This is a genomic window from Micromonospora sp. NPDC023966 (assembly GCF_040639095.1).
In the GTDB taxonomy this organism is placed as follows: domain Bacteria; phylum Actinomycetota; class Actinomycetes; order Mycobacteriales; family Micromonosporaceae; genus Micromonospora.
This window is the reverse complement of the sequence record NZ_JBEZZJ010000028.1, coordinates 51,820-77,713: the sequence shown is the minus strand read 5'-3', so window position 1 is coordinate 77,713 and position 25,894 is coordinate 51,820. Positions and strand designations below refer to the sequence as shown.

The following is a 25,894-nucleotide window of genomic DNA, read 5'->3' as shown; positions in this document are numbered from 1 at the left end:
AGCGGCGGGGTGGGACGCCCGGTCCTCGGCATCCCACCACCCTACACCCACTTATGAGGCGAACTTCTGGCGCAGCACACTAGTGCCGTGACCACGAACGTTCGCGAGGCACGCCGCCTGGCCTGTCGGCCAGGCGGCGTCGCGGCGGTAGGCGCGGCTGGGCAGTCCTGAGCACTCGTGGCTAACCGCCGGCAGGTACCCTGGGGCGTCGCGCCCTCGTAGCTCAGGGGATAGAGCATCGGTTTCCTAAACCGTGTGTCGCAGGTTCGAATCCTGCCGGGGGCACCAGATCACCACCTTGATCACTGATCGTTGTTCCGTCTTCCGGGGCTGCCGCGCGTGCTGTGTGCCCGAGCCGGCGAGCGACTGTCAAGACCAACCTCAGGCGCGGCGGAACTCCGCGCGCCAGCGGATCCCGCCGTCGGGGACGACGATCTCCTCGACCCGGGCCGGGGTCAGCGGGCCGGCCGCGAAGGCGTCGACCTCGGTCCGGGTCAGCGGCCAGGGCGGGCCCTCGACGACCTCGTCGTCCCGCCGGCCGGCCGCGATCACCAGCAGCGTCCCGTCCGGCGCGACCAGCCGGCCGACCGTCGGGATCGCCCGTTGCCGCAGGTCGGCCGGCAGTGCCTGCACGTTCATGCTCTCCAGCACGAAATCGAACCCGCCCAGCCAGTCGTGCGGCGGGTCGAACAGGTCGGCGGTCTCGTACCGGACCGGGGAGTCCGGGTGGCGGCGGCGGGCCGCCCGTACCGCCGTGGGAGAGATGTCGAAGGCGACGGTGGCGAAGCCGAGGCGGGCCAGATGTTCGGCGTCGCGGCCGAAGCCGCACCCGACGACCAAGGCACGCCGACCGGATCCGTCCGGCCGGGTCCGGTCGGTCCACTCGCTGAGCAGGGAATGCGCCCGGTCGAGGTCCCACGGGACGACCGCCTCACCCCGCTCGGCGTCGGCGTAGAGCCGCTCGAACCAGCCGGCCGGATCATTGTCGTGCACGGACGCCTCCTCGCCTCCGGGAAGCCCTGGACCCGTGGCTTCGAGCCGGCGCGAAGGGCCTCACCGTGTTGGGCGCCCACCCTAGCCTCCGTGCGTGCCCGGTACCTGCCCGATCAGACGGATGACCAAGGGCAACAGCGGCCATCACGATAGGAGACGACGAAGGCCTCGGGATGGTGCGGCTCACCGGCCGGCCAGCTGGTCGCGGCGACGGATGAGGTACGCTGTCTCGGCGGTGTTGCCGGCCAGCCCGATGGCCCGGTCGTACGCCGCCCGCGACTCGTCGCTCCGGCCCAGCCTGCGCAGCAGATCGGCACGGGTGGCGTGGAAGGCGTGGTAGCCCTCCAGCGGCAGACCGTCCACCTCCGCCAGCGCGACCTGCGGGCCGTCGAGCTCGGCGACCGCGATCGCCCGGTTGAGCCGTACGATCGGCGAGGGGTCGAGGCGGACCAGTTGGTCGTAGAGCGCGACGACCTGCGACCAGGCGGTGTCGCGGACGTCGCGGGCGTCGGTGTGGACGGCGTTGATCGCGGCGAGGATCTGGTACCGCCCCGGCGCCTGACCGGAGGCGAGGCGCGCACGGACCAGGGCGTGGCCCTCGGCGATCAGCTTGCGGTCCCAGGCGCCGCGGTCCTGCTCGTTGAGGGCGACGAGCTCACCGCTCAGCGACACCCGCGCGGCCCGGCGCGCCTCCGTCAGGAGCATCAGCGCAAGGAGCCCGGCGACCTCGCCGTCGGCCGGCATCAGGGCACGGACCAGCCGGGCCAGCCGGATCGCCTCGGCCGTCAGGTCGCTGCGGACCGCCTCCTTCTCGGGGTTCGAGGCCAGGTAGCCCTCGTTGAAGATCAGGTAGAGGACGGCGAGCACCCCGGTGACCCGGGCCGGGAGGTCCTCACGGAACGGCACGCCGTAGGGGATCTTCGCCGCCTTGATCTTCACCTTCGCGCGGGTGATCCGCCGGCCCATGGCGGCCTCCTGGACCAGGAACGCCCGGGCGATCTCGGGCACGGTGAGCCCGCCGACCATCCGCAGGGTCAGCGCAACCCGCGCCTCCATGGCGAGAGCGGGGTGGCAGCAGGTGAAGATGAGACGGAGCCGGTCGTCGTCGATGGCGCCGAGCGGCTCGGGGGTGTCGGCCAGCATCAGCGCCTCCCTCTGCTTTTCCTCGCGCCTGGCCTCGCGCCGGATGCGGTCGATGGCCTTGCGGTGGGCGGTGGTGGTGAGCCACGCGCCGGGACTCGGAGGGACGCCGTCGACCGGCCAGCGCTCGACGGCGGTCGCGAACGCGTCGGCGGCCATCTCCTCGGCGATGTCGAGGTCCCCGAGGCGCCTGGCCAGGGTCGCGACCACCCGGGCCCACTCCTCGCGGTGGACCCGGGTGATCACCTCGCCGACGTCGGTCATCAACCCAGGAACGGCCGGAGTTCGACCCTCCGGTTGCAGTGCTTCGACCCGAGGGCGGCGAGCCGGAGCGCCACGTCGAGGTGGGGGGCCTCGATGATCCAGAAGCCGACGATGTGCTCCTTCGACTCCACGTAGGGCCCGTCGGTGAACACCGGCTCCCCGTCCCGGCCGTCGACGACGGTGGCCGTGCTGGGTGACGCGAGGCCGCCGGCGAAGACCCAGTGGCCCTCGGCCTGGAGCTGTTCGTTGAAGGCGTCGATCGCGGCCATCTCCTCCGCAGTGGCGAGGTCGTCCGTGTCGTTGAGCACGGACATCAGGTACTGCGCCATCGGGATCATCTCCTGTCGTCGGTTGGCGCCCCTCGGGCCGCCTCTCACCGCTGCTACGAACGCCGCTGCCTCGATCCGACACGCTCCGCTGAGACTTCTTCGACGATTTTCGTACGCCGGCGATCTCCTGGTGCATAGGTTGACGGCTCGATCCCGTCCGGCGGCCACCGTTGAGGCAGCTTGCAACGAGTAGCGTCCGAGCGCATGGAGGTCTTCCTGCTCTGGCATGTTCGCCACGCTCGCTGGCTCGATGGGCGGCCGACAGAGCATCGCGACGAGGCCGGCGAGCTGGTGTGGGACGAGGCGGACGGTGACGACCTCAAGATGCTGGGGGTGTACTCGTCGGAGGCGCAAGCGAAGGCGCGGATGCAGCGAGCCACGAGCCTGCCTGGTTTCCGGGACGAGCCGGACTGCTTCTACATCGCTCGCCACACCGTCGACCAGGACGAGTGGACCGACGGCTTCGTGTCCATCTCCGGCGACGATCCGGGGCCGAACTTCAGGAAGCTGTGAACCTGTGCGCGCCAGGCGAAGATCGAGAAGTGCGGGGTGTGCGGTGAATCGGGTCGGCGTTGTCACGTGCGCGGCGGTGGCAACCGCATTGTGCATGGGCGTTGGGGGCTGTGGTCGGTTGGGCGACGCCATAGCGGGGGACAGCTCCGCCCGCGATTGCCACCCGGATCCGAAGACGGTCGCCGCTCTGCGCCAAGAGCCGGTGTTGAGCCAGGCGCCGTCCGGTGCAACCTTGGCGACGGCCAAGGAGACCGTCAGCTGCGGTTGGGAGGATTCCAAGCCTCCTGATCTCGGAATGCTCGACGGCGAGGTCACCGGCGCCGGTGCCGCCGACGAGGTATCCCGCTTCTACGCAAAGCTTGCCCGTTCCAGCGGCTGGCACGCGCTCGGCCAGGGCGGCCATGTCTACGACGCCTCGAAGCCGGATGGAACCAACTGCACGTGGAGACTTCAGGTACTCAGCACGGCCGAGGGGACCTACCACGTGCAGATCATCTACACCCCGCGGGACCTCCGGCCCACCTGCCTCTGACCCGGGGCAGTTCCCCGTCAGGTCCCTGGACCGGGTGGACCACGTGCTTGGGCCGCAACCAACGGTGATCCGGGGAGGAGATCAGGGAGACCGCCGGTCCAGGTCGGGCCTCCGCATCTCGGTCAACCCGGCCGCCTCGGCTCGTGCCGTGTCCACGATGAGTTGAGCCGCCGACCGCGCCTCCGACAGCGTCCGCTCCGCGTCGCGCGCGGCCTCCGCGCGGTGGTTCTCGGCCTGCTCCTCGGCGAGGCGAAGGATCTGTTCGACCCGTGTACCCAGCTGCGCGAGCGCCGGGCCCTTTTCCGAGGGCGCGACCGCTGCCTCTTCGCTCGTCGCCGACCGTGACCCGAACAGGGCCAGCCCGGCGCCCAGCACGCCGAGCCCGACGCCGGGCCAGGTGGCGGCCGCGCCGCAACCGGCACCCGCCACCGCACCGACACCGAGGCCGATCAACAGGGTCGACAGCGACCTGGCAGGCCTTTTCATCCGCTCTCTCCCGGGGATGACACGTCAACACCTTCGCACTCCAGGTCAAGCCGCGCACGGCCCCGGCTGTGCCTGGCCTAGGGTGACCCGCGTGCCGCGCATCGACCTGACCACGAGCGTCAGTGCCGCCCCGCAGGCCGTCTTCGACGCCTGCCTGGACGTCGACCTGCACACCGCCTCGATGGGCAGCAGCGGCGAACGCGCGACCGGCGGTGCCACGACCGGCCACCTCGCGGCCGGCGATGTCGTCACCTGGCGGGCGCGGCACTTCGGCCTGCCGTGGCGCATGACCGTCCGGATCACCGACCACGAACGGCCGCACCGTTTCGTGGACCAGCAGACCAGCGGGCCGTTCGCCCGCTGGCGGCACGAGCATCTCTTCGCGCCGGACCCCGCCGACCCGTCGGCCACGATCATGCGCGACGTCATCGAGTTCGACGCTCCGGTGGGACCGGTCGGCGCCCTGGTCGCCGGCGTCATCCTGCGGCCCTACCTGCGCCGGCTGATCAGCCGCCGCAACGCCTTCCTGGCCGAGTCGCTGGTCAGCCGGGCAGGCGGTACACCGAGACGTGGGAACGGGACTCCGCCGTGAACTCCGCCCCGGACCAGTCCGCGTGCCTGGCCTCCAGCTCGAATCCGGCCAGCTGACCCATCAGGTCCAGCTCGGCCGGCCAGATGTAGCGGTGCGGGCTGCGGAACACCCGGGCCTCCTGGCTCTCGCCGAAGTGGAAGTGGTGGGACACGACCTGCTGGCGCAACACGTCGTAGGTGTCCAGGCCGATGTAGCCGGGATCGGCACGCCACACCGTCGCCCGGTCGCCCGGCGTCAGCTTGCGCAGCTCGGGCACCCACAGCTCGATCACGAACCGTCCGCCTGGCCCGAGGTGCCGGGCCGCGTTGCGGAAGCAGGCGACCTGCTCCGCCTGGTCGAGCAGGTTGGAGATGGTGTTGTAGACCAGGTAGACGAGGGTGTATTCGCCGGGTGCGGTGGCGTTCGCCATGTCTCCGACCACCACCGGGATCGTCGCCTCGTCGGCCTTCGTCCGGAGCTGCTCGACCATTGGTACGGACAGCTCGATCCCGGTGACCGGCACGCCGCGTTCGGCGAGCGGGATGGCCACCCGGCCGGTGCCGACGGCGAACTCGAGGGCGCGTCCGGCGCCGGCGAGCGCGGCGAGGCGGTCCACGGTGGGCCCGAGGACCTCCGGCGCGAACATCTCCGTGCCCGGTGTGTCGTAGCGTTGGGCCGTCTCGGCGTCCCAGATCTCCTCCTGGCGCATGGCGCCACGATCGTCGTCGATGCCGGCGCTGTCCACCGGTTTCCGTCCGGGTTCCGCGACCCGTGAGCCTCATGCGCGTTCCGGAAGGCCGGCGGTGAAAGAAGGCGATAGCCTGCGATCGGAGTGCTGCGTGGCGTGACGATCGGGGCTCGCGGGTGCAGGATGGTCACCGTCGGTACCCTGCTAGTCCTGGCCTGCCCGCGACGACATGGTGGTACTTCGTGAACGATCTTCGAGTGGTGGCGTTCGACCTGGACGACACCCTGGCGGTTTCCAAGTCCCAGATCGATCGTCGGATGGCGGAACTCCTCGGCCACCTGCTTACCGAGGTGGATGTGCTGATCATCTCCGGTGGCCGGTTCGAGCAGTTCCAGGCGCAGGTGCTGGCGCACCTCGACCTGACCGAGGAGCAGTGCCGGCGGCTGCACCTGATGCCGACCTGCGGCACCCGCTACTACCGCTGGATGGACGGCGACTGGCGGCTGGTCTACGCCGAGGACCTGAGCGAGGCCGACAAGGCCCGGGTCGTCGCCGCGCTCACCGAGTCGGCGCAGGCGCTCGACCTCTGGGAGTCGAAGACCTGGGGCGACATCATCGAGGACCGGGGCAGCCAGATCACCTTCTCGGCGCTGGGCCAGTCCGCCCCGCCGGCCGAGAAGTACGGCTGGGACCCGGACGGCAGCAAGAAGAAGCGGCTCCGCGAGGCGGTCGCCGCGAAGCTGCCCGACCTGGAGGTCCGCAGCGGCGGCTCGACCTCGATCGACGTCACCCGCAAGGGCGTGGACAAGGCGTACGGCATGCGGAAGCTGCTGGAGTGCCTGGACCTGAAGATCGACAACGTGCTCTTCGTCGGTGACCGGCTCGACGTGGGCGGCAACGACTACCCGGTGAAGGACATGGGCATCCGCTGCGTCGCCGTCACCCGCTGGGAGGAGACGGCCGACTATGTGGAGGCCCTCGTCGACGACCTGGTGAAGCTGCGGGCCGAGCCGGCCTGACCGCCGCCGCCCCGGAGCGAGGGGCGGCGGCCAGGGGTGGGCCTCAGAGGGCGGCGCGGATCGCCTCGGCGAGCGTCGTCGGAGTGCGGCCGAGCAGCCTGGCCAGGTCGTCGCCGACCTCCAGCTCGCCCTGAGCGAGGCCCCGGTCGCCGTCGGCGAGCACGGCCGCGTACCCCTCGGGCAGGCCGGCCGCGACCAGCAGCTCGGTGTACTTGTCCACGGGCAGGTCGAGGTAGCTGACCGTGGCGCCGGTCTGCCGGGAGATCTCGGCGGCCAGTTCGGTCAGGGTGAACGGCGAGCCGCCCAGCTCGTACACCGTCCTGGTCCGGTCGGCGGCGGTGAGCACCGCGGCGGCGGCCGCGGCGTAGTCCGCGCGGGTGGCGGCGCTGACCCGCCCGTCACCCGCCGCGCCCGCCACGCCGTGCTGGAGGTACGTGGGGAGCTGGCCGGTGTAGTTCTCCAGGTACCAGCTGTTGCGCAGGAAGACGTACGGCAGCCCGGAGTCCTTGATCAGCTGCTCGGTCGCCTTGTGCTCGGCGGCGAGCACCAGGCTCGAGGTGTCCGCGTTGGCGATGCTGGTGTAGACGACCAGCCCGACGCCGGCCTCCTTGGCGGCGGTGACCACGTTGCCGTGCTGCACCAGCCGCTTGCCGACCTCGCTGCCGGAGACGAACATCAGCTTCTCGGCGCCCGCGAAGGCCGCCTGGAGCGACCCGGGGTCGTCGTAGTCGGCCCGCTGGGTGACCACGCCCCGCGCGGCGAGGCCGGCGAGCCGGTCGACGTCCCGGCCGAGCGCCACGATCTGGTCGGCGGGCACGCCCCGGTCGAGCAGCTCTTCGACGATCAGGCGGCCGAGGTGGCCGGTGGCGCCGGTGACGACGATGGACATGAGCACTCCCTGTTGGTTGCGACATCGACTGTCTTCCCACGCCAACGGGAACAACTTCCTGTTACTTCCCGTTGGAGAGTAGGCACCTTCAAGTTCGGTACGCACTGAAGGAGAGTGGCAACGTGCAGGCGGATCCGTTCAACCGGAACTGCGGCAGCCGGAAGGTCCTCGACCGGATCGGCGACCGCTGGAGCGTGCTGGTGGTGCTGACCCTGGCCGACGGCGACACGCGCTACGGCGAGCTGGCCGAGCGGATCGACGGGATCAGCCAGAAGATGCTCACCCAGACCCTGCGCGGCCTGGAGCGGGACGGCATCGTCACGCGCACCGTGCACGCCAGCGTGCCGCCCCGGGTGGACTACGCGCTCACCGAACTCGGCCGCAGCCTGCTGGACCTGGTCGCCGGCCTGGAGGCCTGGGCCACCAGCCACCTCGTCGAGGTGGAGGCCGCCCGCGCCCGCTACGACGCGCGGGGCTAGTTCCGGAACCGGTCAAGGCTGGCGGGATCGGTGTCGATGCGGTAGGAACGCCCAGAGAGCGCTCTCCATACCCATCACCGAACAGGCAGGCAGATGAGACCACTCGACCCCTCCCGCCGCCGCTTCCTCGCCCTCACCGCCGCCTCGGCGGCGTCGGTCACCGCCCTCGGGCTCCCGGCCGTGCCCGCCGCCGCGTCCCCGGCCGGCGAGGACGCCGGCGCCGAGCCCGACTTCGGCCCCAACGTCTTCGTGTACGACCAGGCCACCCCGGTGGAGGAGATCCAGTCCAACCTGGACCGGATCTTCGCCGCCCAGGAGCACAACGAGATGGGCTTCGACCGGTACGCCGTGCTGTTCAAGCCCGGCCGGTACGAGGTGAACGCCCGGCTCGGCTACTACACGACGGTGGCCGGCCTCGGCGCGCACCCCGACGACGTGGAGATCCACGGCGCGGTGCGGGTGATCGGCCAGCCCGACCCGAACTCGCAGGCCGGCATCTCCGCGCTGACCAACTTCTGGCGTTCGGTGGAGAACCTCGCCGTCAGCCCCACCGACTGGTCGAACCAGTGGGCGGTCTCCCAGGCGTCGCCGATGCGCCGGGTGCACATCAAGGGCATCCTCTGGCTGGAGCCCGGCAACGGCGGCTACTCCAGCGGCGGCTACATCGCCGACTCCAAGGTGGACGGCATCACCATCAACGGCTCGCAGCAGCAGTGGCTGACCCGGGACAGCGAACTCGGCGGGGACTGGACCAACGGGGTCTGGAACCAGGTCTTCTCCGGCGTCGTCGGCGCGCCCGCGCAGGGTTTCCCGAACCCGCCGTACACCACCCTGCCGACCAGCCCGGTGACCCGGGAGAAGCCCTACCTCTTCGTGGACGGCGCGGGCGGCTGGCGGGTGGCCGTGCCCCGGCTGCGGCGCGACACCGCCGGCACCACCTGGGGCGCCGGCGCCGCGCCGGTGCCCTCGCTGCCGCTGTCCGACTTCTTCATCGCCAAGCCCACCGACTCGGCCAAGCGGATCAACCAGGAACTCTCCCGCGGCCGGCACCTGCTGCTCACCCCGGGTGTCTACCACCTGGAGCGGGCGCTGCGGGTCAAGCACCCGGACACCGTCGTGCTCGGCCTCGGCATGCCCAGCCTCGCCCCGACCACCGGCGACGCCGCCCTGCGGATCGAGGACGTGGACGGCGTCCGGATCGCCGGGGTGCTGGTCGACGCCGGGCCGGTCGAGTCGGAGGTGCTCGTCGAGGTCGGCAAGCGGAACAGCCACCGGTCGCACGACAGCAACCCGATCTCACTCCAGGACGTCTTCTTCCGCATCGGCGGCCCGTACGCGGGCCGGGCGGTGACCAGCCTGGTGGTGAACAGCCGGCACACCCTGATCGACAACATCTGGGCCTGGCGCGGCGACCACGGCAAGCCGGGCACCATCGGCTGGACCGTCAACACCGCCGCCACCGGAGTGGTGGTCAACGGCGACGACGTGACCGCGTACGGGCTCTTCGTCGAGCACTACCAGCGTTGGCAGACCATCTGGAACGGCGAGCGCGGCCGGACCGTCTTCTACCAGAGCGAGCTGCCCTACGACCCGCCGAGCCAGGCGGCCTGGCGCAGCCCGACCGGCAACGGCTGGGCCTCCTACAAGGTCGCCGACCAAGTGCGCGAGCACGAGGCGTGGGGGCTGGGCGTCTACTCGTACTTCAACCAGAAGGTCGACATCCGCTGCGACCGGGCCATCGAGGCGCCGCGCCGGGCCGGCGTGCGGTTCCACGACGCGATCACCGTCTTCCTGGACGGCAGCGGCGGCATCGAGCGCACCGTCAACGAGGCCGGCACCCCGGTGGTCGGCTCGTACGGCACCAGCCCGGTGGTCAGCTACCCCTGATCCGCCGATCGGGACCCCGGCCGGCCGCGCCCGCGACCGGCCGGGGTGGTCCCGGTGATGTAACAAGAATTCGCCGGAACACGCTGCACCCGTCACCGCGTGCGTGGCGGGAACCCTGGTCATAGGCTCGCGTACATCGAGGACCGGCGACATCGCGGCCACCCGTGAGGGGGGTGACGGACGCGATCGAGGGGGCGCGTCCGACGCCGGCCGCCGTCGCCGTCCCGCCACCAGATCCTGCACCGGAGGACTCTTTGCGTCGTTCCGCACTCTTCGCCTCCCTGACCACCGCGACGGTCGCGGCGGTCCTGGCCGGCGCCGCACCCGCGTCGGCCATCAACACCTACAACGCCCAGCCCGCGCCGGAGCGCACCGAGGTCGGCGCCATGCTGGCCCTCTGGGACCGCGACGGCGACGGTGTCTCGGAGACCATCGACTGGTACTGCTCCGGCACGATGGTCGACCGGAACACCTTCCTCACCGCCGCGCACTGCACGACCGACTGGTCGCCCGGCGTGCGCTTCTACGTCTCGCTGGCCCAGGACGTGCAGGGCGCGCTCGACGCGGCCAAGGCCGAGGGACTGACCCCGGCGCAGACTGCCGCCAAGGTCGGGGTCGAGGGCACCGAGCACACCAACCCGGGCTACCCCGGCAACTCCGCCGACGCGCACGACATCGCGGTCATCGAGTTCTCCGACGGCCAGGCGGCCGAGCTGGCGAAGCGGTGGCCGTTCACCCCGGCGACGCTGCCCGCCGCCGGTCAGCTCGACGCGCTGGGCTCCCGGGCGCTGGACGCCGCGACCTGGGTGGTCGCCGGTTACGGCACCCAGGAGGCCCAGAACGGGCCGGGCGGGCAGACCCACCCCGGTGGCGGCGTCCGCAACAAGGCCGAGGTCGGCTTCGACGCCTTGAACAAGACCTGGGTGCGGCTTGCGATGAACGAGAGCCGGGACTACGGCGGCGCCTGCTACGGCGACTCCGGCGGCCCGAACTTCGTCACCCTCGACGGCGAGCGGGTGCTCGCCGCCACCACCATCACCGGCGACGGCCCCTGCTACGCGACCAACGTGTCGTACCGGCTGGACGCCCCGACCGCGCGGGACTTCCTCGACGAGTTCGTCGACCTGCCCTGACCCGACGCACGACCGGCGGCCGGCGGGAGCACCCCGCCGGCCGCCCCCGTTGTCGGCCGTCCCGCTCAGGCGGGAAGCTGCTCGGCGCGGGTGACCACCTGGTCGATCAGGCCGTAGTCGCGGGCCTGCTCGGCGGTGAACCAGCGGTCCCGGTCCCAGTCGCGCTGGATCTCGTCCAGGGTGTGCCCGCTGTGCCGGGCGATCAGCTCCTGCATGGTCCGCTTCACGTGCAGCATGTTCTCCGCCTGGATGGTGATGTCGGCGGCCGTGCCGCCCATCCCGCCGGACGGCTGGTGCATCATCACCCGCGAGTGCGGCAGCGCGAACCGCTTCCCGGCCGCGCCGGCGCAGAGCAGGAACTGCCCCATCGAGCCGGCCATCCCGAGGGCCAGCGTCGCCACGTCGTTCTTGACGTACCGCATGGTGTCGTAGACGGCCATGCCGGCGCTCACCGAGCCGCCGGGCGAGTTGATGTAGAGGAAGATGTCCCGCTCCGGGTCCTCGGCGGCCAGCAGCAGGATCTGCGCGCAGATCTGGTTGGCCGAGGCGTCGGTGACCTCGGTGCCGAGGAAGATGATGCGCTCCTTGAGCAGCCGCTCGAAGACCCGGTCGCCGAGGGTCGGCTGTCCCTCGTCCAGCATCCAGATGCCGTATCCCATGACCTGACCACCCTCCGTGGGCGCCGGTGGGCGAGGGGCCGCCCGGCAACCGGCGGTCTCCAGCCTCCGGCGGGCGGCGTCCCGCAGCCCAGGGTTTCTGCCCGGGGCAGATCCGCCCTGGGCAGAACCGGCCGGGCCTAGGCGGCGGCCAGTCGCCGCCGGCCGGCCCGGGCCCGTCGCCGGGCCAGCGTCACCGAGGTACGCGGACGGTGGCGGGCGGCCGGCGCGGAGGGGATCAGCCAGATCCGGGTGCCGGTGCCGAACGCGGTCGGGGAGGCGTACCCGAGGTCCGGGCCGATCGGCGCGGGCGCGGTGCCCGGCAGCCGCAGCGCCCCGCCGAGCAGCGGGGTCGGGGCGACCGGCCGTCGGGTGGCGTGCAGCCGCGGCCCGCCGACCCGCAGTTGCGGCCCGGTCCGGGTGGCCGGCACCCGGTCCAGCCGGGCCAGCGTCACCCCGGAAGAGACCGGTGCCCGCCGCTCGACCCGGCGCAGCTCGTCGCGGGCCTCCTCGAGCAGGTCGGAGAGGTGGATCCCGAGGGCCCGGCAGACCGCCGCCAGTACCTCGGAGGAGGCCTCCTTGCGGCCGCGTTCCACCTCGGAGAGGTAGGGCAGGGAGACGCCGGCCGCCAGCGCCACCTCGCGCAGGGTGCGGCCCTGACGCAGGCGGACCCGGCGGAGCACCCCACCGATCACCCGTCGCAGCAACGACATGCGGGCCTCCTCGCGGTCGTCGTCTCCCGGACGTCCCCATCATGCCCCCTCCCGGCGACGGAGACCGGCCCGGCTCGGCCCGCACCTCGCCCCGGCAGGCCGGAACCGGACGTACCCGCTATGTTGTGGGCGTGCAGGCGACGGTGGCGGAGCAGGGCCGACGGTGATCCATTTTCCCGCGCAACGGCGGGGGCCGCTGAGCGCGCTGAGTCTGCGCCTGCTCGCCGCCCTGGGCCTGGTGCTCGCCGTGGTGACGGCGGTCTGGATCGACCGCGACGGCTACCGCGACGTCAACGAGGACGGCCTCACCCTCCTCGACTGCTTCTACTACGCGGTGGTCTCGCTCTCCACCACAGGCTACGGCGACATCACGCCGGCCGCCTCCTCGGCGCGCCTGGTCAACGTCCTGTTCGTCACGCCGGCCCGGGTGCTCTTCCTGATCATCCTGGTCGGCACCACCCTGGAAGTCCTGACCGAGCAGTACCGGACGGGCCGTCGCCTGGCGCGGTGGAGGAGAATCGTGAAGGACCACGTCATCATCTGCGGCTACGGCACGAAGGGCCGCAGCGCCGTCTCCGCGCTGCTGGAGAACGGTCTGGACAAGGCCAAGATCGTGGTGGTCGAGCGGACCGGCGCCGCGCTGCGGCAGGCCACCTCGGCCGGGCTGGTCGCCATCGAGGGCTCGGCGACCCGCTCCTCGGTGCTGGAGGAGGCGCACGTCCGCACCGCCAAGGCGGTCATCATCGCGACCGACAGCGACGACGCGTCGGTGCTGGTGGCGCTGACCGTCCGGCAGCTCACCGCCGGCCAGGTACGGATCATCGCGGCGGTCCGGGAGGCGGAGAACGCGCCGCTGCTCAAGCAGAGCGGGGCGCACCACGTGATCGTCTCCTCGGCGACGGCCGGCCGGCTGCTCGGCCTCTCCACCTCCGCCCCGCCGCTGATCGACGTGGTCGAGGACCTGCTCACCCCCGGCCAGGGCATGGCGCTGGCCATGCGCTCCGCCGAGCGCAGCGAGGTGGGCCGGTCGCCCCGGGAGTTGGAGGCGCTGGTCATCGCCCTGGTCCGCCGGGGCAAGGTGGTGGCGCTGAACGACAAGGCCGGCGCGGTGATCGAGACCGGCGACATGCTGGTCCACGTCCGGGACGACCGTCCCCAGTCCGCGGCGACGGTCTGACCTTTCCCGGCTCTTGCCCGATGAGCCGCGCGAGATGCTGCGGGGAGAGCGGAGCGCGACCCGTCAGCGCGACCGGCGGGCGTTGAGCCGGGCCGCCTGGCGCGTCAGGTGGTCGCGCTCGGCGAGGTTGGGGGCCTTCCGTGCCGCCTCGACGTACAGCCGTGCCGCCGTCGCCAGGTCGCCGTCGCGTTCGTGCAGGTACGCCGCCACCGCCGCGTAACGGGGCAGTGAATCGTCCAGCGCGGCGAGCGCCGCCAGCCCGGCGCGCGGTCCGTCGGCCTCGCCGACGGCCACCGCGCGGTTGAGCCGGACGACCGGGCTGTCGGTCAGGCGCGCGAGTTCGTCGTACCACTCGACGATCTGCACCCAGTCGGTCTCCCCGGCGGTGGGCGCGTCGGCGTGGAGTGCCGCGATGGCGGCCTGGGCCTGGAACTCACCCAGCCGGTCCCGGGCGAGGACCGCCTGGAGGATCTCGACGCCCTCGGCGATCGAGGTGGTGTCCCACCGACGGCGGTCCTGCTCGGCCAGCGGAACCAGGCTGCCGTCGGGTGCGGTCCGGGTGGCGCGCCGGGCGTGGTGGAGCAGCATGAGGGCGAGCAGCCCCGCCACCTCGGGGTGGTCGATCGCGGCCGCCAGCTGCCGGGTGAGCCGGATGGCCTCGGCGGCGAGGTCGACGTCGCCGGAGTAGCCCTCGTTGAAGACCAGGTAGAGGACGCGCAGCACGGTGGCCACGTCGCCGGGCTGGTCGAACCGCACGCCGGAGACGGTGCGCTTGGCCCGGCTGATGCGCTGCGCCATGGTCGCCTCGGGCACCAGGTAGGCCTGGGCGATCTGGCGGGTGGTCAGCCCGCCGACGGCGCGCAGCGTGAGCGCGACCGCGGACGACGGTGTCAGCGACGGGTGGGCGCACAGGAAGTAGAGCTGGAGCGTGTCGTCCACCGCGGGCACGGGCCCGGGCGACGGCTCTTCGTCGACGAGGTCCTCACGCCGGCGGCGGGCGGCGTCGGCGCGGGCCGCGTCGAGGAACCGGCGCCAGGCCACGGTGACCAGCCAGCCCTTCGGGTCCCGCGGCGGGTCGGCCGGCCAGACCCGGATCGCCTCGACCAGCGCGTCCTGCACGGCGTCCTCGGCCGTCGCGAAGTCGGCTCCGCGACGGACGAGGACCCCGAGCACGCTCGGCGTGAGGCTCCGGAGCAGGACCTCGTTCACCGGAGTGGTCACTCCGTGATGGTGGGCGGCTCGGTCAGGAACGGGCGCACCTCGAGCCACTCATGGATCGGCTTCCCGCCCGCCCCGGGGGCGGCCGACAGCTCCCCGGCCAGCTCGATGGCGCGCTCGTAGCTGTCGACGTCGATCACCATCCAGCCGGCGATGAGGTCCTTCGTCTCCGCGAACGGGCCGTCGGTGACCGGCGGGCGCCCCTCGCCGTCGTACCGGACGAACGTCCCCTCGGGGGCGAGGGCCTGACCGTCGACGAACTCGCCGGTGGTCTCCAGCCGGGCCGCGAAGTCGTTCATGTACTGGACATGCGCCGAGATCTCTTCCGGCGTCCACCGGTCCATGGGCACGTCGTTGACCGCGGCCGGAGCGCCGCGGTAGTGCTTCAGCAGCAGGTACTTGGCCATCGTGTTTCTCCTCGGTGCTGACGCGACCCGTTCTGGTCACGTTCACCCCGGGGACGGAGCCGGCCACGGGTTCTCGACATCGCCGCCGGATTTTTTTCCGGCCCGGCGGTCAGCAGATGGGGTCCGGCTCGTCCCCGGAGGCCTCGACGCAGCTCATGGGGCGACCGCTGGTCGCCCGGCGGAGCAGTTCGTAGAGCGTGTCGCGCTCGCCCGGCCCCAACGCGCCGAGCACCTCGTCCTCGGCCACGGCCAGGGCGCACTCCGCCTCGCGGAGCCGCTTCGCGCCCGCCGCGGTGAGGCTGACCACGTGACGGCGCCGGTCCTCGGGTGACCGTCGCCGCTCGACCAGGCCCTCCGCCTCCAGGTCGTTGAGCAGCCCGACCACGTTCGTGCCGTCGATCTGCAGCGTGCTGGCCAGCCCCTGCTGGCTGATGCCGTCCGAGTCGCGCAGCACGGTGAGCGCGACGAGGTGCCGGGGGCGCAGGCCGAGGGGCGCCAGCACCGACTCGGACCGCAGCCGCATCCGCCGGGCCAGGTGGTCGAGCAGCGGCCCGGAGCGGTGCTGCTCCGACTCCTCGACCGGTAGGGCTGGCATGTGACCCAGTTTACGCAGGGCACGGAACATAGGCCTGCTATAAATGGTTGGCGCTACACAAACGATCTGTGGAGGGTTAACCAAGTGGCACACCTGTTGTACATCGACTCCAGCATCCGGGGCGAGCACTCAATCAGCCGGCGGCTCACCGCCCGCGCCGCCGCCGCGTGGCGCGCCGCCCATCCGGGCGGCACGGTCACCTACCGCGATCTCGGCCGGGAGCCGCTGCCGCACCTGGACGAGGCCGGTGGCCTGGCCCGGATGGTGCCGGCGGAGCAGCACACCCCGTCGCAGCGCGCCTCCTGGCAGCTGAGCGAGCGGCTGGTGGACGAGGTGAAGCGGGCCGACACGATCCTGCTCGGCCTTCCGCTCTACAACTACGGCGCGCCGAGCAGCGTGAAGACGTGGGTCGACCACCTCATCGCGCCCGGCATCGCGTACGACCCGGCCACCGGGGGCGGCCTGCTCGGCGGTCGCGAGTTCATCGTGCTGGGCACCCGGGGTGGCGGCTACGGCCCGGGCACCCCGCGCGAGGGCTGGGACCACGCCGAGCCCTGGCTCCCGCACGGCCTGTCGATGACCGGCCTGGAGCCGCGCTTCATCTCGGCTGAGCTGACCCTGGCGCCGGTCACCCCGGCTATGGCCGAGCTGATCCCGCTGCACGAGCAGAGCCTCGCGTCGGCCGAGCGGGCCATCGACGAGCTGTGGGTGCCGGCCTCGGCCGTGGCCTGATCCGACGACGAGGGCGGGCCGTTCCCTGGGGAACGGCCCGCCCTCGCGGTCGTCGTCAAGGACGCGTCAGAGGATCGTCCAGGTGTCGCCGGTGGAGAGCAGGCCGGCGAGCTGCTGCTCGGGGGTCTGGTCGACGGCGGCCTTCGCCGCGGCGACCTGCTCCTGCACCACGCTGTCGTACGACGAGCGGGTAACCGAGCGGAACACGCCGATCGGGGTGTTCCGCAGGTCGAGCCCGGGCAGCCGGGACAGCGCGAACGCGTACGCCGGGTCGGCGACCGTGGCGTCGTGCACCACGATCTCCTCCGCCGGGGTGCCCGCCGTCTCCCGGACCTCCAGCCCGAAGCCGCCCGGCGGGTGCACCACGCAGAACTGGCCGTCCTTGCCGAAGGTGATCGGCTGACCGTGCTCCAGCCGGATCAGGAAGTCGTCCCGGGTGGCCGGCTCCTTGAGCGGGTCGAACGCGCCGTCGTTGAAGATGTTGCAGTTCTGGTAGATCTCCACGAACGCGGAGCCCTGGTGCTCGGCGGCGGCCCGCAGCACCGACTGGAGGTGCTTGCGGTCGGAGTCGATGGTCCGGGCCACGAAGGTGGCCTCCGCGCCGAGCGCCAGCGACAGCGGGTTGAACGGGGCGTCCGCCGAGCCTACCGGCGTCGACTTGGTCACCTTGCCGATCTCGGAGGTCGGCGAGTACTGCCCCTTGGTCAGGCCGTAGATCCGGTTGTTGAACAGCAGGATCTTGAGGTTGACGTTGCGGCGCAGCGAGTGGATGAGGTGGTTGCCGCCGATGGAGAGGGCGTCGCCGTCACCGGTGACGACCCAGACCGACAGGTCCGGCCGGGTCACCGACAGGCCGGTGGCGATCGCCGGGGCGCGGCCGTGGATCGAGTGCATCCCGTAGGTGTTCATGTAGTACGGGAAGCGGGACGAGCAGCCGATGCCCGAGATGAAGACGATGTTCTCCCGGGGGATGTTCAGCTCCGGCATGAAGCCCTGGACGGCCGCCAGGATGGCGTAGTCGCCGCAACCGGGGCACCAGCGCACCTCCTGGTCGGACTTGAAGTCCTTGGCGGTGAGCTTGAGGGCGACGGGCTCAGACATTCTTCAGGACCTCTTCCAGCATCGTCTCCAGCTCGGCGGCGGTGAAGGGCAGGCCGCGGACCTGGTTGTAGCCGATCGCGTCGACCAGGTACTTCGCCCGGATCACGTGGGCGAGCTGGCCGAGGTTCATCTCGGGGATGACCACCCGGTCGTACGCGCGCAGCACCTCGCCGAGGTTGGCCGGCATCGGGGCCAGGTGGCGCAGGTGCGCCTGGGCGACGGAGAGCCCGCGCTGCCGCAGGCCCCGGCAGGCGGCGCCGATCGGGCCGTACGTCGAGCCCCAGCCGAGCACCAGCACCCGGGCGTCGCCGTCCGGGTCCTCCACCTCGACGTCCGGCACCGGGATGGTCTCGATCCGGGCCGCCCGGGTGCGCACCATGAAGTCGTGGTTCGCCGGGTCGTACGAGATGTCGCCGGTCTTGTCGGCCTTCTCCAGGCCGCCGATCCGGTGCTCCAGGCCCGGGGTGCCCGGGATGGCCCACGGGCGGGCCAGCGTCTCCGGATCCCGCAGGTAGGGCAGGAAGGTGGTGCCGTCCTCGCCGTTGGGCCGGCTGGCGAACTCGACCCGCAGGTCGGGCAGGCTCTCCACGTCCGGCAGCAGCCACGGCTCGGAGCCGTTGGCCACGTAGTTGTCCGACAGCAGGAGCACCGGGGTGCGGTAGGTGAGGGCGATCCGGGCCGCCTCCAGGGCCGCGTGGAAGCAGTCGGCCGGCGACTTCGGCGCGATCACCGCGACCGGGGCCTCGCCGTGCCGGCCGTACAGGGCCAGGTTGAGGTCGGCCTGCTCGGTCTTGGTGGGCATGCCGGTGGACGGCCCGGCCCGCTGCACGTCGACGATGACCAGCGGCAGCTCCAGCGCCACGGCCAGGGAGATGGTCTCGCTCTTCAGCGCGACGCCCGGGCCGCTGGTGGTGGTGATGCCGAGCGAGCCGCCGTACGAGGCGCCCAGCGCCGCGCCGACCGCGGCGATCTCGTCCTCGGCCTGCATGGTGACCACGCCGAACTTCTTGTGCTTGCTCAGCTCGTGCAGGATGTCCGAGGCCGGGGTGATCGGGTAGGCGCCGAGGAAGACCGGCAGCCCGGAGCGGACCCCGGCGGCCACCAGGCCCAGCGACAGCGCCGCGTTGCCGGTGATGTTCCGGTAGGTGCCGGGCAGCATCTTCGCCGGCTTGACCTCATAGCGGACGGAGAAGTCCTCGGTGGTCTCGCCGAAGTTCCAGCCGGCCCGGAAGGCCGCCACGTTCGCCGCGACCAGCTCGGGGCGGGCCGCGAACTTGCGCTCCAGGAAGCGCAGCGTCGACTCGTACGGGCGGGAGTACATCCAGCTCAGCAGGCCGAGGGCGAACATGTTCTTGGCCCGTTCGGCGTCCTTCTTGGACACCTCCTGCTCGGCGAGCGCGCCGATCGTCATCGAGGTCAGCGCGACCGGGTGCACCACGTAGCCGGCGAGCGAGTCGTCCTCGAGCGGGCTGGTCGCGTAGCCCACCTTGGCCAGGTTGCGCCGGGTGAACTCGTCGGTGTTGACGATGATGTCCGCGCCGCGCGGCAGATCGGCCAGGTTGGCCTTGAGCGCGGCGGGGTTCATCGCCACCAGCACGTTCGGCGCGTCGCCGGGGGTCAGGATGTCGTAGTCGGCGAAGTGCACCTGGAAGCTCGACACGCCCGGCAGGGTGCCGGCGGGGGCGCGGATCTCCGCCGGGAAGTTGGGCAACGTGGAGATGTCGTTGCCCAGTTGCGCCGTCTCAGAGGTGAACCGGTCACCGGTGAGCTGCATGCCGTCGCCGGAGTCGCCGGCGAACCGGATGACCACCCGGTCCAGTTGACGGATCTGCTTGGTCACGCCCGTACCTCGCTTCGCTGAGCGCCGTCGCACGGGCGGCTGAACGTGATGGTGACCCCGCCTTGCCCGGCCACGTGCCCTCCTAGACGCGCTGCTGTCGCCGGCCGTCCGTCGCTGGTCCGGCCCGCTACATTTCTCACGTCAGAGCCTACGTCGGTCCCTTAGGGCAACCTTGGTGGAGGTCCGACGTATGGGACCTGATCGGGCCGCTGTATGCCCGGCTTTGCGGCGTTTAGTACCGCGGCCCGTAATTCAGATCACCGCACCGGCCCGGCGCCTCCGCGACTCATTCCTCCGCGGGGCGGGCGACCGGGTCCGTCGTCGCGGCTCCTGTGCGGCGGCGCAGCGACGTGGTGGCCAGGGCCAGCGCGAGCACCACCAGCAGCCCGGAGACCCCGATCAGGGTGACCGCCGTCAGGTGCACCGAGTTGCCTTCGTCGGCGGTCTGCCCGGCGGCGGCGGCCACCACGCCCTGCGAGCCGGTCGGGGCGGGTGCCCCGACCGTCGGGGTGGCCAGCGCGGCCGCGGCGGTGATCCGGAAGCTCATCTGCACCTGCCGGTCCCGACCGCTGCGCGGATCCAGCCGCCCGACCACCGCGCCGGCCAGCGGGGCGCGGCGCTGGGCCTCCGCCGAGGCGGTCACCGGCAGGCTCAGGGTGATGGTCCGGCCGGCCGCGATGGTGCCCAGCTCGCACCGGGTCCGGTCCGGGGCCGCCGGGGCGCAGCCGCCCGGCGGGCCGGTGACGGTCACCCCGGCGGGGAGGACCACGTCGACCCGGCCGGCGGCGTCGACCTTGCCGGTGTTGCCGAGGCGGACCGTCAGGGTGCTGGGTGCGCCGCTGATGTCGAAGAGCACCTCGTCGGCGCGGAGCGAGATGCCGGGCACCGGCGGCCCGGGCGGGAAGAGGACCGCGAAGCCCTCGTCGTCGCCGGCCGCGCCGGCCACCCCGGGCGCGGTGGCGGTGACCTGGACCGACCCGCTCAGCGGCATGGACCGCCAGGCGTCGCCGGCGACCCGGACCCGGATCGAGGTGCGGAACCGGGCGCCCGGGGCGGCGGTCCACTCGCCGCAGCGGTGGCTGCCGCCGCCGGCGGACGCGCAGCCGGGAGTACCGGCGTCGGTCAGGCCGGCCGGCAGGGTGTAGCCGAGGCGGATCGACTCCGTCCGGCCACCGGCGTTGGTCACCGTCACCCGCAGCGTGGTCACCGTGCTGTCCGCGTTCCAGTAGGCCGAGGTCAGCACGACGTCCTCGGTGGTGACCCGCACGCCGAGCGGGGTGCCGGCCGGCTGGCCCGGCTGGCCCGGCGGCGGCCCGGCGGGCGGCGGCCCGACCGGCGGGGGAGCCGGCGTGGTGGCGGTCGGCGCGGTGGTGGTGGGCGCCGGTTCACCGGGCGCGGTGGTCGGCGTCTCCGGCACGGTGGTGGTCGGCGCCGGCGACGTGGGCGATGGGGCCTCGGTCGGCGGCGGACTGGTCGGCGCCGGCTCCGTCGCCGTGGGGTCCACGGTGGGCGTGGCCTCGGTCGGGTCGGCGCCGGGCTCGCCGCCCGGCTCCTCCGGGTCGCCCGGCTCGGCCACCCGGACCACCCCGCTCACGGTCGGCGAGGGCGTCGCCCAAGCGGGCGACATCGCGGCGGCCGCCGCGATCCCGGCGACCAGCGCGGGTACGAGCAGTCTGGGGACACCTCGAAGCGGGGCGCGCCGAGCGGGCCGTACGCGGGGGCGGGCCATGGGTCCTCCGTGACGCTCAGTGAGGTTTCATTATTTGGCAACAGTTGCCTTCGGGCACTAGTCCCCAGAGGAAACAAATACGTAACGTGTTTCGTGTGTCGTGACGGCCGGCCCGGTAGGCTCCCGACCGTGACCGGTTACCTCGGCTCGTACGCCACGCTCGGTCTCCTGCTGCTCGCCGCCGTGCTCTTCTTCGTTACGGCGTTCTCAGCCAATCGGGTGTTACGTCCTGGCCGTCCGGCCGATCCCTGGGGCAAGCGGGCCAGCTATGAGTGCGGTCTCGACCCGGTCGGCGGCGACTGGGCGCAGATGCAGATCCGCTACTACGTCTACGCCTACCTGTACGTGCTCTTCGCCGTGGAGGCGGTCTTCCTCTTCCCCTGGGCGCTGATCTTCGACCGGCCCGGGTACGGCGTGACCACCGTGGTGGAGATGGGCGTCTTCGTCGCCGTGGTGGCGCTCGGCATCCTCTACGCCTGGCGCCGGAACATCCTGCGCTGGACCTGACCGGCTCAGGCCAGCCCGCGGCGGGTCAGGGCCGGCGGCCGGTCCCCCCGGATCGAGGCCACCATGTCCAGCACCCGACGGGTCTCGCGGACCTGGTGGGCGCGGAACACCCGGGCGCCGAGCCAGGCCGAGACGGCGGTGGCCGCCAAGGTGCCCTCCAACCGGTCGGGCACCGGCAGGTCCAGCGTCTCGCCGATGAAGTCCTTGTTCGACAGGGCCACCAGCAGTGGCCAGCCGGTGTCGGTCAGCTCGCCCAGCCGACGGGTGATCTCCAACGAGTGCCGGGTGTTCTTGCCGAAGTCGTGCGCCGGGTCGATCAGGATCCCGTCCCGGCGTACGCCGAGGCCGACCGCGCGCTCGGCGAGGCCGGTGACCGTGGCGACCACGTCGGCCACCACGTCGTCGAACGCGGCCCGGTGCGGCCGGGTCCGCGGGGGGAGCCCGCCGGCGTGCGAGCAGACCAGTCCGGCGCCGGTCGCCGCGGCGACCCGGGCCAGTGCGGGATCCGCTCCCGACCAGGTGTCGTTGAGCAGGTCGGCGCCGGCCGCCACCGCCTCCACCGCCACCTCGGCGCGCCAGGTGTCGATCGAGATGACCACGTCCGGGAAGGCGGCCCGGACCGCGGCGATGGTGTCCACCGTGCGCCGGATCTCCTCGGTCACGTCGACCTCGTCGCCCGGGCCGGCCTTCACCCCGCCGATGTCGATGATCTCGGCGCCCTCGGTCACCGCCCGCTCGACCGCGCGCAGCGCGCTGTCCTGCGCGAACGTGGCGCCCTTGTCGAAGAACGAGTCCGGCGTGCGGTTGACGATCGCCATCACCACCAGCTCGCCCGGGGAGAAGGTCCGTCCGCCGAGCCGCAGCGCCCCGGTCATGCCCGCCTCCTCATCGCCGATCTCCCGCCGGTCGCCCCCGACGCTATCCGGTCCGGCGATTCGGATCGGAGGCGGCGGAGGGCTCGCCCGATCCCCGCCCGCATGCCACGATCTCCCCATGGGTGAGGTTCTGCTCCTCTTGGTCGTCGCGCTGACCGTCGCGGCCGTGGTGTTCGGGGTGACGGTGCTGGTCTCCGGGCGGGATCCGGGCCTCGCGCCGGCCGAGCCGGACGGGCGGGCCGTGCCCCTGCCGGGCAGCCGCCCGCTGGACGAGTCGGACGTCGCCGAGGTGCGCTTCGACACCGCGCTGCGCGGCTACCGGATGGCCCAGGTCGACGCGGCGATGCGCCGGGCCGCGTACGACATCGGCTACAAGTCCGAGCTGATCGGCGTGCTGGAGGCCGAGAACGCCGCGCTCCGCGAGGGCCGGACGGAGGAGGCCGAGGCGCTGCGCCGCGCCCGCGCGGAGGCCGCCGCGACCGGTTCGGAGGCGGAGGCCTCCGCCCCGCCGCCGGCCACCGACCCGCCCGCCGCCGACGCCGAGCCGCTCACCGCCGAGGCCGGCGTGGCGGAGGCCCCGGCCGCCGCCGCCGTCGAGGACGTGGCCACCCTGCCGTCCGCCGCCACCCCGGCGGCGGCCACCGGCCGGCCGGCCCCGATCACCCCGGTGGCGGCCCCGGTCGACCAGACCCCGCCCGAGGTCGGCCTCCGGCCGCCCACCGACCCGACCGCCACCCCGGCCGACCACGACGCCGCCGCCGAGGACGACACCGATCGGGAGCGCGGACCGGTGGTCCGCTCGGAGTCCGCGTGACCGGCGCGGGCGGCGCCGGCTTCGCCGAGGCGGCGCAGCCCGGGGCCGCCGAGGTCACCGCGACGGTGATCGTCGAAGCGCCCGCCGAGCGGGTCTTCGCCGCGCTGACCGCCTGGGAGCGGCAGTCCGACTGGATCCCGCTCACCACCGTCCGGGTGGTCGAGGGGGACGGCGGCGAGGGGAGCCTGGTCGAGGCGGTCACCACGATCGGCCCGGCCGTGCTCCGCGACGAGATGCGGGTGGTCCGGGTGGACGCGCCGTACGAGGTCGGGGTGGTGCACTGCGGCAAGCTGCTGCGCGGCCCCGGTGTGCTGCGCTGCACCCCCATGGAGCGGAACCGGACCCAGGTGGTCTGGCACGAGTGGTTCCACCTGCCCGGTGGGACGGCCGGCCGGGTGGCCTGGCCGGTGCTCTGGCCCGGCTCGAAGTTCAGCCTGACCCAGGCGTTGAAGAAGTTCGCCCGGCTGGTGGAGCAGGGCCGGCTGCCCTGACCGGCCGCTCGCCGCCGTTGTCGGTGGGCTGACCTACCGTGTACGACGTGACTGACCTGGTGACCGGCGCCGACGGGCTGCCCCGCTGCGCCTGGGGAGCGAGCACCCCGGACTACGCCGTCTACCACGACGAGGAGTGGGGCCGGCCGCTGCGCGGCGACGACACGCTCTACGAGCGGCTGACCCTGGAGGCGTTCCAGTCCGGCCTGTCCTGGCTGACCATCCTGCGCAAGCGGCCCGCGTTCCGGCTCGCCTTCGACGAGTTCCGGATCGAGAAGGTCGCCGGCTACGGCAAGGCCGACGTGGCCCGGCTGCTGGCCGACGCGGGGATCGTCCGCAACCGGGCCAAGGTCGAGGCGGCCATCGCCAACGCCCGGGCCGCCCTGGCGCTGCCCGACGGCCTCTCCGCGCTGCTCTGGTCCTACGCGCCGCCGCCCCGGGCGGCCCGGCCACGGTCGTTCGCGGAGGTGCCGGCGCTCACCCCGGAGTCCACCGCGATGGCCAAGGCGCTCAAGAAGAGCGGCTTCCGCTTCGTCGGGCCGACCACGGCCTACGCGCTCATGCAGGCCACCGGCATGGTCGACGACCACCTCGCCGACTGCCACGCGGCCCGCGACCCCGCCGGGGCGTGACCCGGACGGCAGACGCGCCGGGACCGGCCCCGGTCCGGCGTGATGGGATTGGGACATGACCGACACCGAGTCGCGGGCGAGCGGGACGATCGAGGGCGGCACCGCGCCGGGCGCCTGGGCGGTGCTGCTGCCCGCCGAGCGCTACGAGGCCGAGCGGCTGGTGCACCACGACACGCTGGAGCTGACCGGGCTGGACGCGGCCGTCCGGCCCCGGCCCGGTGACCCGGTCGCCGTGCTGGTCGACGAGCCGCTGCGGCTGGTGGCCCTCGGCCGGGTCGCGCTGGCCACCGGCGAGGTCCGGGAAGACCCGGACGACCCGCAGTCCGAGGCCGGTCCGGGCGTGCTCGTGGTGACGTACACCCGGCGGGTGCTCGACGAGCCGGTGCCGGTCGCCGGCCTGGCCCTCGACGGGCCGGTCACCGGGCTCGACCCGGCCCGCTTCCGGGAGCTGGCCGACCGGATCGGCCCGCCGCCGGCCCGCCGCTCCTGGCTGGTCAGCCTCGACCTGCCGATCGAGGCGGCCTCGCCCGCCGAGGCGGTCCGGCTCTTCTGGTCCTACGTGCAGGAGCTGGGCCCGCGCGAGCTGCCCGCCTTCGTCTCACCGGCCGGCGACGAGCTGACCATGCAGGCGTTCGTGCTCGGCGCCGAGGCCAACCAGGATCCCGAAGAGGACGACTGACCCGCGACGGGTCAGTGGCCCTCGAAGACCGGCTTCTGCTTGTTCACGAAGGCCATCGTCGCGGCCCGGTGGTCGGCGGTGGCGCCGCAGATCGCCTGGGCCTGGGCCTCGGCGGCCAGCGCGTCGGCCAGGGTGCCGGCGTCGGCGATGGAGAGCTGGCGCTTGATCGCCCCGTACGCCACGGTCGGGCCGGCGGCGAGCCGGGCGGCCAGCTCCTGCGCGGCCGGGAGCACCTGCTCGTCGTCGTCGACCAGCCGGTTGAGCAGGCCCAGCCGGCAGGCCTCCTCGGCGCCCACCGGCTCGGCGAGCATCAGCAGCTCGACGGCCTTGGCGTGGCCGACCAGCCGGGGCAGCGTCCAGGAGGCGCCGGTGTCGGCGGCCAGCCCCACCCCGGCGAAGGCCATCAGGAACCGGGTCTTCGGGCCGCCGATCCGGAAGTCGGCGAGGAACGCCAGCGACGCGCCCGCCCCGGCGGCCATGCCCCGCACCGCGGCGATCACCGGCTTGGGCAGGTTGGCCAGCCGCGCGGCGATCGGGTTGTAGTGCGCCCGCACGGTGCCCAGCGGGTCGGCGTCGGCGGACTCCAGGGTCTGCACGTGCTCCCGCAGGTCCTGCCCGGCGCTGAACGCGCCGCCCGCGCCGGCCAGCACGACCGCCCGGCAGGACCGGTCGGCCTCCAGCTCGGCCAGGGTGTCCCGGAGCGCCTCTTTGAGCGCCACGTCGAGCGAGTTCAGCGCCGTCGGGCGGTTCAGCGTCAGGGTGACGACGGCGTCGGTGCGGTCGACGAGCAGCGGCTCGGTCACGT

The 25,894-nt window shown here is 72.8% G+C and carries 30 protein-coding genes and 1 tRNA gene; 15 read left to right on the top strand and 16 right to left on the bottom strand.

The annotated features are described in order from the left end of the window. Positions 1-212 precede the first annotated feature (212 nt). Positions 213-288 (top strand) — tRNA-Arg (locus AB0F68_RS27045). Positions 289-381: 93 nt separating this feature from the next. On the opposite strand, the gene AB0F68_RS27040 is transcribed toward AB0F68_RS27045, so the two are convergent. The 3 genes from AB0F68_RS27040 to AB0F68_RS27030 all read right to left on the bottom strand — a co-directional run bounded on the left by AB0F68_RS27040 (position 382) and on the right by AB0F68_RS27030 (position 2,726). Continuing rightward, a complete protein-coding gene (locus tag AB0F68_RS27040) occupies positions 382-993 on the bottom strand; it encodes a methyltransferase domain-containing protein (protein ID WP_357343214.1) in 612 nt (203 codons plus the stop codon). 183 nt (positions 994-1,176) lie between these two features. Then, positions 1,177-2,397 (bottom strand): DUF6596 domain-containing protein, encoded by a 1,221-nt coding sequence (locus AB0F68_RS27035; protein WP_357343212.1) that lies wholly within the window; start codon positions 2,395-2,397, stop codon positions 1,177-1,179. Then, positions 2,397-2,726 carry a YciI family protein gene (locus AB0F68_RS27030; protein ID WP_357343210.1) on the bottom strand — a complete coding sequence of 110 codons (330 nt, stop codon included), beginning with the start codon at positions 2,724-2,726 and terminating at the stop codon, positions 2,397-2,399. The genes AB0F68_RS27035 and AB0F68_RS27030 overlap by 1 nt, the downstream gene beginning before the upstream one ends. A gap of 204 nt (positions 2,727-2,930) precedes the next feature. Here AB0F68_RS27030 and AB0F68_RS27025 point away from each other — a divergent pair, with 204 nt between their 5' ends. Both AB0F68_RS27025 and AB0F68_RS27020 read left to right on the top strand, forming a co-directional pair. Beyond that, positions 2,931-3,239, top strand: a complete 309-nt coding sequence (locus tag AB0F68_RS27025) for a hypothetical protein (protein ID WP_357343208.1) — start codon at positions 2,931-2,933, stop codon at positions 3,237-3,239. 232 nt (positions 3,240-3,471) lie between these two features. Beyond that, positions 3,472-3,771, top strand: a complete 300-nt coding sequence (locus AB0F68_RS27020; RefSeq protein ID WP_357343206.1) for a hypothetical protein — start codon at positions 3,472-3,474, stop codon at positions 3,769-3,771. A gap of 81 nt (positions 3,772-3,852) precedes the next feature. On the opposite strand, the gene AB0F68_RS27015 is transcribed toward AB0F68_RS27020, so the two are convergent. Continuing rightward, the gene (locus AB0F68_RS27015; RefSeq protein WP_357343204.1) at positions 3,853-4,224 is read right to left on the bottom strand and encodes a hypothetical protein; all 372 of its coding nucleotides are present in this window, start codon (positions 4,222-4,224) and stop codon (positions 3,853-3,855) included. 124 nt (positions 4,225-4,348) lie between these two features. On the opposite strand from AB0F68_RS27015, the gene AB0F68_RS27010 reads away from it, so the two are divergent. Continuing rightward, a complete protein-coding gene (locus AB0F68_RS27010) occupies positions 4,349-4,849 on the top strand; it encodes an SRPBCC family protein (RefSeq protein WP_357343202.1) in 501 nt (166 codons plus the stop codon). Here AB0F68_RS27010 and AB0F68_RS27005 read toward each other — a convergent pair. Then, positions 4,800-5,537, bottom strand: a complete 738-nt coding sequence (locus AB0F68_RS27005; RefSeq protein ID WP_357343200.1) for a class I SAM-dependent methyltransferase — start codon at positions 5,535-5,537, stop codon at positions 4,800-4,802. The two genes, AB0F68_RS27010 and AB0F68_RS27005, sit on opposite strands and share 50 nt — an antisense overlap. Positions 5,538-5,758: 221 nt before the next feature. On the opposite strand from AB0F68_RS27005, the gene AB0F68_RS27000 reads away from it, so the two are divergent. Further along, a complete protein-coding gene (locus AB0F68_RS27000; RefSeq protein ID WP_357343198.1) occupies positions 5,759-6,535 on the top strand; it encodes an HAD-IIB family hydrolase in 777 nt (258 codons plus the stop codon). A gap of 43 nt (positions 6,536-6,578) precedes the next feature. Here AB0F68_RS27000 and AB0F68_RS26995 read toward each other — a convergent pair whose 3' ends face one another. Then, positions 6,579-7,424 carry an SDR family oxidoreductase gene (locus AB0F68_RS26995; RefSeq protein ID WP_357343196.1) on the bottom strand — a complete coding sequence of 282 codons (846 nt, stop codon included), beginning with the start codon at positions 7,422-7,424 and terminating at the stop codon, positions 6,579-6,581. A gap of 122 nt (positions 7,425-7,546) precedes the next feature. Here AB0F68_RS26995 and AB0F68_RS26990 point away from each other — a divergent pair, with 122 nt between their 5' ends. The 3 genes from AB0F68_RS26990 (at position 7,547) to AB0F68_RS26980 (ending at position 10,923) form a co-directional block, all read left to right on the top strand. Continuing rightward, positions 7,547-7,903: a helix-turn-helix domain-containing protein gene (locus AB0F68_RS26990; protein ID WP_357343194.1), complete on the top strand. Its 357-nt coding sequence runs from the start codon at positions 7,547-7,549 to the stop codon at positions 7,901-7,903. Between the two features lie 93 nt (positions 7,904-7,996). Further along, entirely contained in the window at positions 7,997-9,790 is a 1,794-nt protein-coding gene (locus AB0F68_RS26985; protein WP_357343192.1) for an adenylyl cyclase, read from the top strand. Positions 9,791-10,044: 254 nt separating this feature from the next. Next, entirely contained in the window at positions 10,045-10,923 is an 879-nt protein-coding gene (locus AB0F68_RS26980; RefSeq protein WP_357343191.1) for a trypsin-like serine protease, read from the top strand. 65 nt (positions 10,924-10,988) lie between these two features. Here the strand turns inward: AB0F68_RS26980 and AB0F68_RS26975 are convergent, their stop codons facing one another. Together AB0F68_RS26975 and AB0F68_RS26970 are read right to left on the bottom strand one after the other, a co-directional pair. Next, on the bottom strand, positions 10,989-11,582 hold the full coding sequence (locus tag AB0F68_RS26975; RefSeq protein ID WP_357343189.1) for an ATP-dependent Clp protease proteolytic subunit: 594 nt from the start codon (positions 11,580-11,582) through the stop codon (positions 10,989-10,991). 137 nt (positions 11,583-11,719) lie between these two features. Beyond that, positions 11,720-12,292, bottom strand: a complete 573-nt coding sequence (locus AB0F68_RS26970; protein ID WP_357343187.1) for a helix-turn-helix transcriptional regulator — start codon at positions 12,290-12,292, stop codon at positions 11,720-11,722. Positions 12,293-12,455: 163 nt separating this feature from the next. Between AB0F68_RS26970 and AB0F68_RS26965 the strand changes: the two genes are divergently transcribed. Next, positions 12,456-13,469: a potassium channel family protein gene (locus AB0F68_RS26965; protein ID WP_357343185.1), complete on the top strand. Its 1,014-nt coding sequence runs from the start codon at positions 12,456-12,458 to the stop codon at positions 13,467-13,469. Between the two features lie 63 nt (positions 13,470-13,532). Here the strand turns inward: AB0F68_RS26965 and AB0F68_RS26960 are convergent, their stop codons facing one another. From AB0F68_RS26960 to AB0F68_RS26950, 3 genes are all read right to left on the bottom strand, one after another. After that, positions 13,533-14,678, bottom strand: coding sequence for a DUF6596 domain-containing protein (locus AB0F68_RS26960; protein ID WP_357343220.1), 1,146 nt, complete (start codon positions 14,676-14,678; stop codon positions 13,533-13,535). Between the two features lie 8 nt (positions 14,679-14,686). Beyond that, positions 14,687-15,094 (bottom strand): YciI family protein, encoded by a 408-nt coding sequence (locus tag AB0F68_RS26955; protein WP_357343183.1) that lies wholly within the window; start codon positions 15,092-15,094, stop codon positions 14,687-14,689. Positions 15,095-15,203: 109 nt separating this feature from the next. Beyond that, the gene (locus tag AB0F68_RS26950; RefSeq protein WP_357343181.1) at positions 15,204-15,689 is read right to left on the bottom strand and encodes a MarR family winged helix-turn-helix transcriptional regulator; all 486 of its coding nucleotides are present in this window, start codon (positions 15,687-15,689) and stop codon (positions 15,204-15,206) included. A gap of 84 nt (positions 15,690-15,773) precedes the next feature. On the opposite strand from AB0F68_RS26950, the gene AB0F68_RS26945 reads away from it, so the two are divergent. Next, a complete protein-coding gene (locus AB0F68_RS26945) occupies positions 15,774-16,421 on the top strand; it encodes an NAD(P)H-dependent oxidoreductase (RefSeq protein WP_357343180.1) in 648 nt (215 codons plus the stop codon). A 66-nt stretch (positions 16,422-16,487) separates the two neighbouring features. On the opposite strand, the gene AB0F68_RS26940 is transcribed toward AB0F68_RS26945, so the two are convergent. The 3 genes from AB0F68_RS26940 to AB0F68_RS26930 form a co-directional block, all read right to left on the bottom strand. Continuing rightward, a complete protein-coding gene (locus AB0F68_RS26940; protein ID WP_357343178.1) occupies positions 16,488-17,522 on the bottom strand; it encodes a 2-oxoacid:ferredoxin oxidoreductase subunit beta in 1,035 nt (344 codons plus the stop codon). Then, positions 17,515-19,362, bottom strand: coding sequence for a 2-oxoacid:acceptor oxidoreductase subunit alpha (locus tag AB0F68_RS26935; RefSeq protein ID WP_357343176.1), 1,848 nt, complete (start codon positions 19,360-19,362; stop codon positions 17,515-17,517). Before AB0F68_RS26935 ends, AB0F68_RS26940 begins: the two co-directional genes overlap by 8 nt. A gap of 286 nt (positions 19,363-19,648) precedes the next feature. Then, the gene (locus AB0F68_RS26930; protein ID WP_357343174.1) at positions 19,649-21,091 is read right to left on the bottom strand and encodes a hypothetical protein; all 1,443 of its coding nucleotides are present in this window, start codon (positions 21,089-21,091) and stop codon (positions 19,649-19,651) included. Between the two features lie 129 nt (positions 21,092-21,220). Here AB0F68_RS26930 and ndhC point away from each other — a divergent pair, with 129 nt between their 5' ends. After that, the gene (ndhC, locus tag AB0F68_RS26925; RefSeq protein ID WP_357343172.1) at positions 21,221-21,598 is read left to right on the top strand and encodes an NADH-quinone oxidoreductase subunit A; all 378 of its coding nucleotides are present in this window, start codon (positions 21,221-21,223) and stop codon (positions 21,596-21,598) included. Between the two features lie 5 nt (positions 21,599-21,603). On the opposite strand, the gene folP is transcribed toward ndhC, so the two are convergent. Next, positions 21,604-22,473 carry a dihydropteroate synthase gene (gene folP / locus AB0F68_RS26920; RefSeq protein WP_357343170.1) on the bottom strand — a complete coding sequence of 290 codons (870 nt, stop codon included), beginning with the start codon at positions 22,471-22,473 and terminating at the stop codon, positions 21,604-21,606. Between the two features lie 118 nt (positions 22,474-22,591). On the opposite strand from folP, the gene AB0F68_RS26915 reads away from it, so the two are divergent. From AB0F68_RS26915 to AB0F68_RS26900, 4 genes are read left to right on the top strand one after another with little or no spacing between them, the layout of a single operon-like run. After that, a complete protein-coding gene (locus tag AB0F68_RS26915; RefSeq protein WP_357343168.1) occupies positions 22,592-23,287 on the top strand; it encodes a DivIVA domain-containing protein in 696 nt (231 codons plus the stop codon). Then, the gene (locus tag AB0F68_RS26910; protein WP_357343167.1) at positions 23,284-23,778 is read left to right on the top strand and encodes an SRPBCC family protein; all 495 of its coding nucleotides are present in this window, start codon (positions 23,284-23,286) and stop codon (positions 23,776-23,778) included. Before AB0F68_RS26915 ends, AB0F68_RS26910 begins: the two co-directional genes overlap by 4 nt. 47 nt (positions 23,779-23,825) lie before the next feature. Then, positions 23,826-24,410 carry a DNA-3-methyladenine glycosylase I gene (locus AB0F68_RS26905; protein WP_357343164.1) on the top strand — a complete coding sequence of 195 codons (585 nt, stop codon included), beginning with the start codon at positions 23,826-23,828 and terminating at the stop codon, positions 24,408-24,410. A gap of 55 nt (positions 24,411-24,465) precedes the next feature. Further along, the gene (locus tag AB0F68_RS26900; RefSeq protein WP_357343162.1) at positions 24,466-25,089 is read left to right on the top strand and encodes a hypothetical protein; all 624 of its coding nucleotides are present in this window, start codon (positions 24,466-24,468) and stop codon (positions 25,087-25,089) included. Positions 25,090-25,100: 11 nt separating this feature from the next. On the opposite strand, the gene AB0F68_RS26895 is transcribed toward AB0F68_RS26900, so the two are convergent. Continuing rightward, the gene (locus AB0F68_RS26895) at positions 25,101-25,892 is read right to left on the bottom strand and encodes an enoyl-CoA hydratase-related protein (protein ID WP_357343161.1); all 792 of its coding nucleotides are present in this window, start codon (positions 25,890-25,892) and stop codon (positions 25,101-25,103) included. Between the last annotated feature and the right edge of the window lie 2 nt (positions 25,893-25,894).

Coding starts and splice junctions, on each gene's coding strand:
- AB0F68_RS26970 (WP_357343187.1), bottom strand. CDS start 12,292: ATGTCGTTGCTGCGACGGGTGATCGGTGGGGTGCTCCGCCGGGTCCGC.
- folP (WP_357343170.1), bottom strand. CDS start 22,473: ATGACCGGGGCGCTGCGGCTCGGCGGACGGACCTTCTCCCCGGGCGAG.
- AB0F68_RS26950 (WP_357343181.1), bottom strand. CDS start 15,689: ATGCCAGCCCTACCGGTCGAGGAGTCGGAGCAGCACCGCTCCGGGCCG.
- AB0F68_RS26985 (WP_357343192.1), top strand. CDS start 7,997: ATGAGACCACTCGACCCCTCCCGCCGCCGCTTCCTCGCCCTCACCGCC.
- AB0F68_RS26995 (WP_357343196.1), bottom strand. CDS start 7,424: ATGTCCATCGTCGTCACCGGCGCCACCGGCCACCTCGGCCGCCTGATC.
- AB0F68_RS27035 (WP_357343212.1), bottom strand. CDS start 2,397: ATGACCGACGTCGGCGAGGTGATCACCCGGGTCCACCGCGAGGAGTGG.
- AB0F68_RS27005 (WP_357343200.1), bottom strand. CDS start 5,537: ATGCGCCAGGAGGAGATCTGGGACGCCGAGACGGCCCAACGCTACGAC.
- AB0F68_RS26940 (WP_357343178.1), bottom strand. CDS start 17,522: ATGTCTGAGCCCGTCGCCCTCAAGCTCACCGCCAAGGACTTCAAGTCC.
- AB0F68_RS26900 (WP_357343162.1), top strand. CDS start 24,466: ATGACCGACACCGAGTCGCGGGCGAGCGGGACGATCGAGGGCGGCACC.
- AB0F68_RS27025 (WP_357343208.1), top strand. CDS start 2,931: ATGGAGGTCTTCCTGCTCTGGCATGTTCGCCACGCTCGCTGGCTCGAT.
- AB0F68_RS27030 (WP_357343210.1), bottom strand. CDS start 2,726: ATGGCGCAGTACCTGATGTCCGTGCTCAACGACACGGACGACCTCGCC.
- AB0F68_RS26915 (WP_357343168.1), top strand. CDS start 22,592: ATGGGTGAGGTTCTGCTCCTCTTGGTCGTCGCGCTGACCGTCGCGGCC.
- AB0F68_RS26955 (WP_357343183.1), bottom strand. CDS start 15,094: ATGGCCAAGTACCTGCTGCTGAAGCACTACCGCGGCGCTCCGGCCGCG.
- AB0F68_RS26975 (WP_357343189.1), bottom strand. CDS start 11,582: ATGGGATACGGCATCTGGATGCTGGACGAGGGACAGCCGACCCTCGGC.
- AB0F68_RS26930 (WP_357343174.1), bottom strand. CDS start 21,091: ATGGCCCGCCCCCGCGTACGGCCCGCTCGGCGCGCCCCGCTTCGAGGT.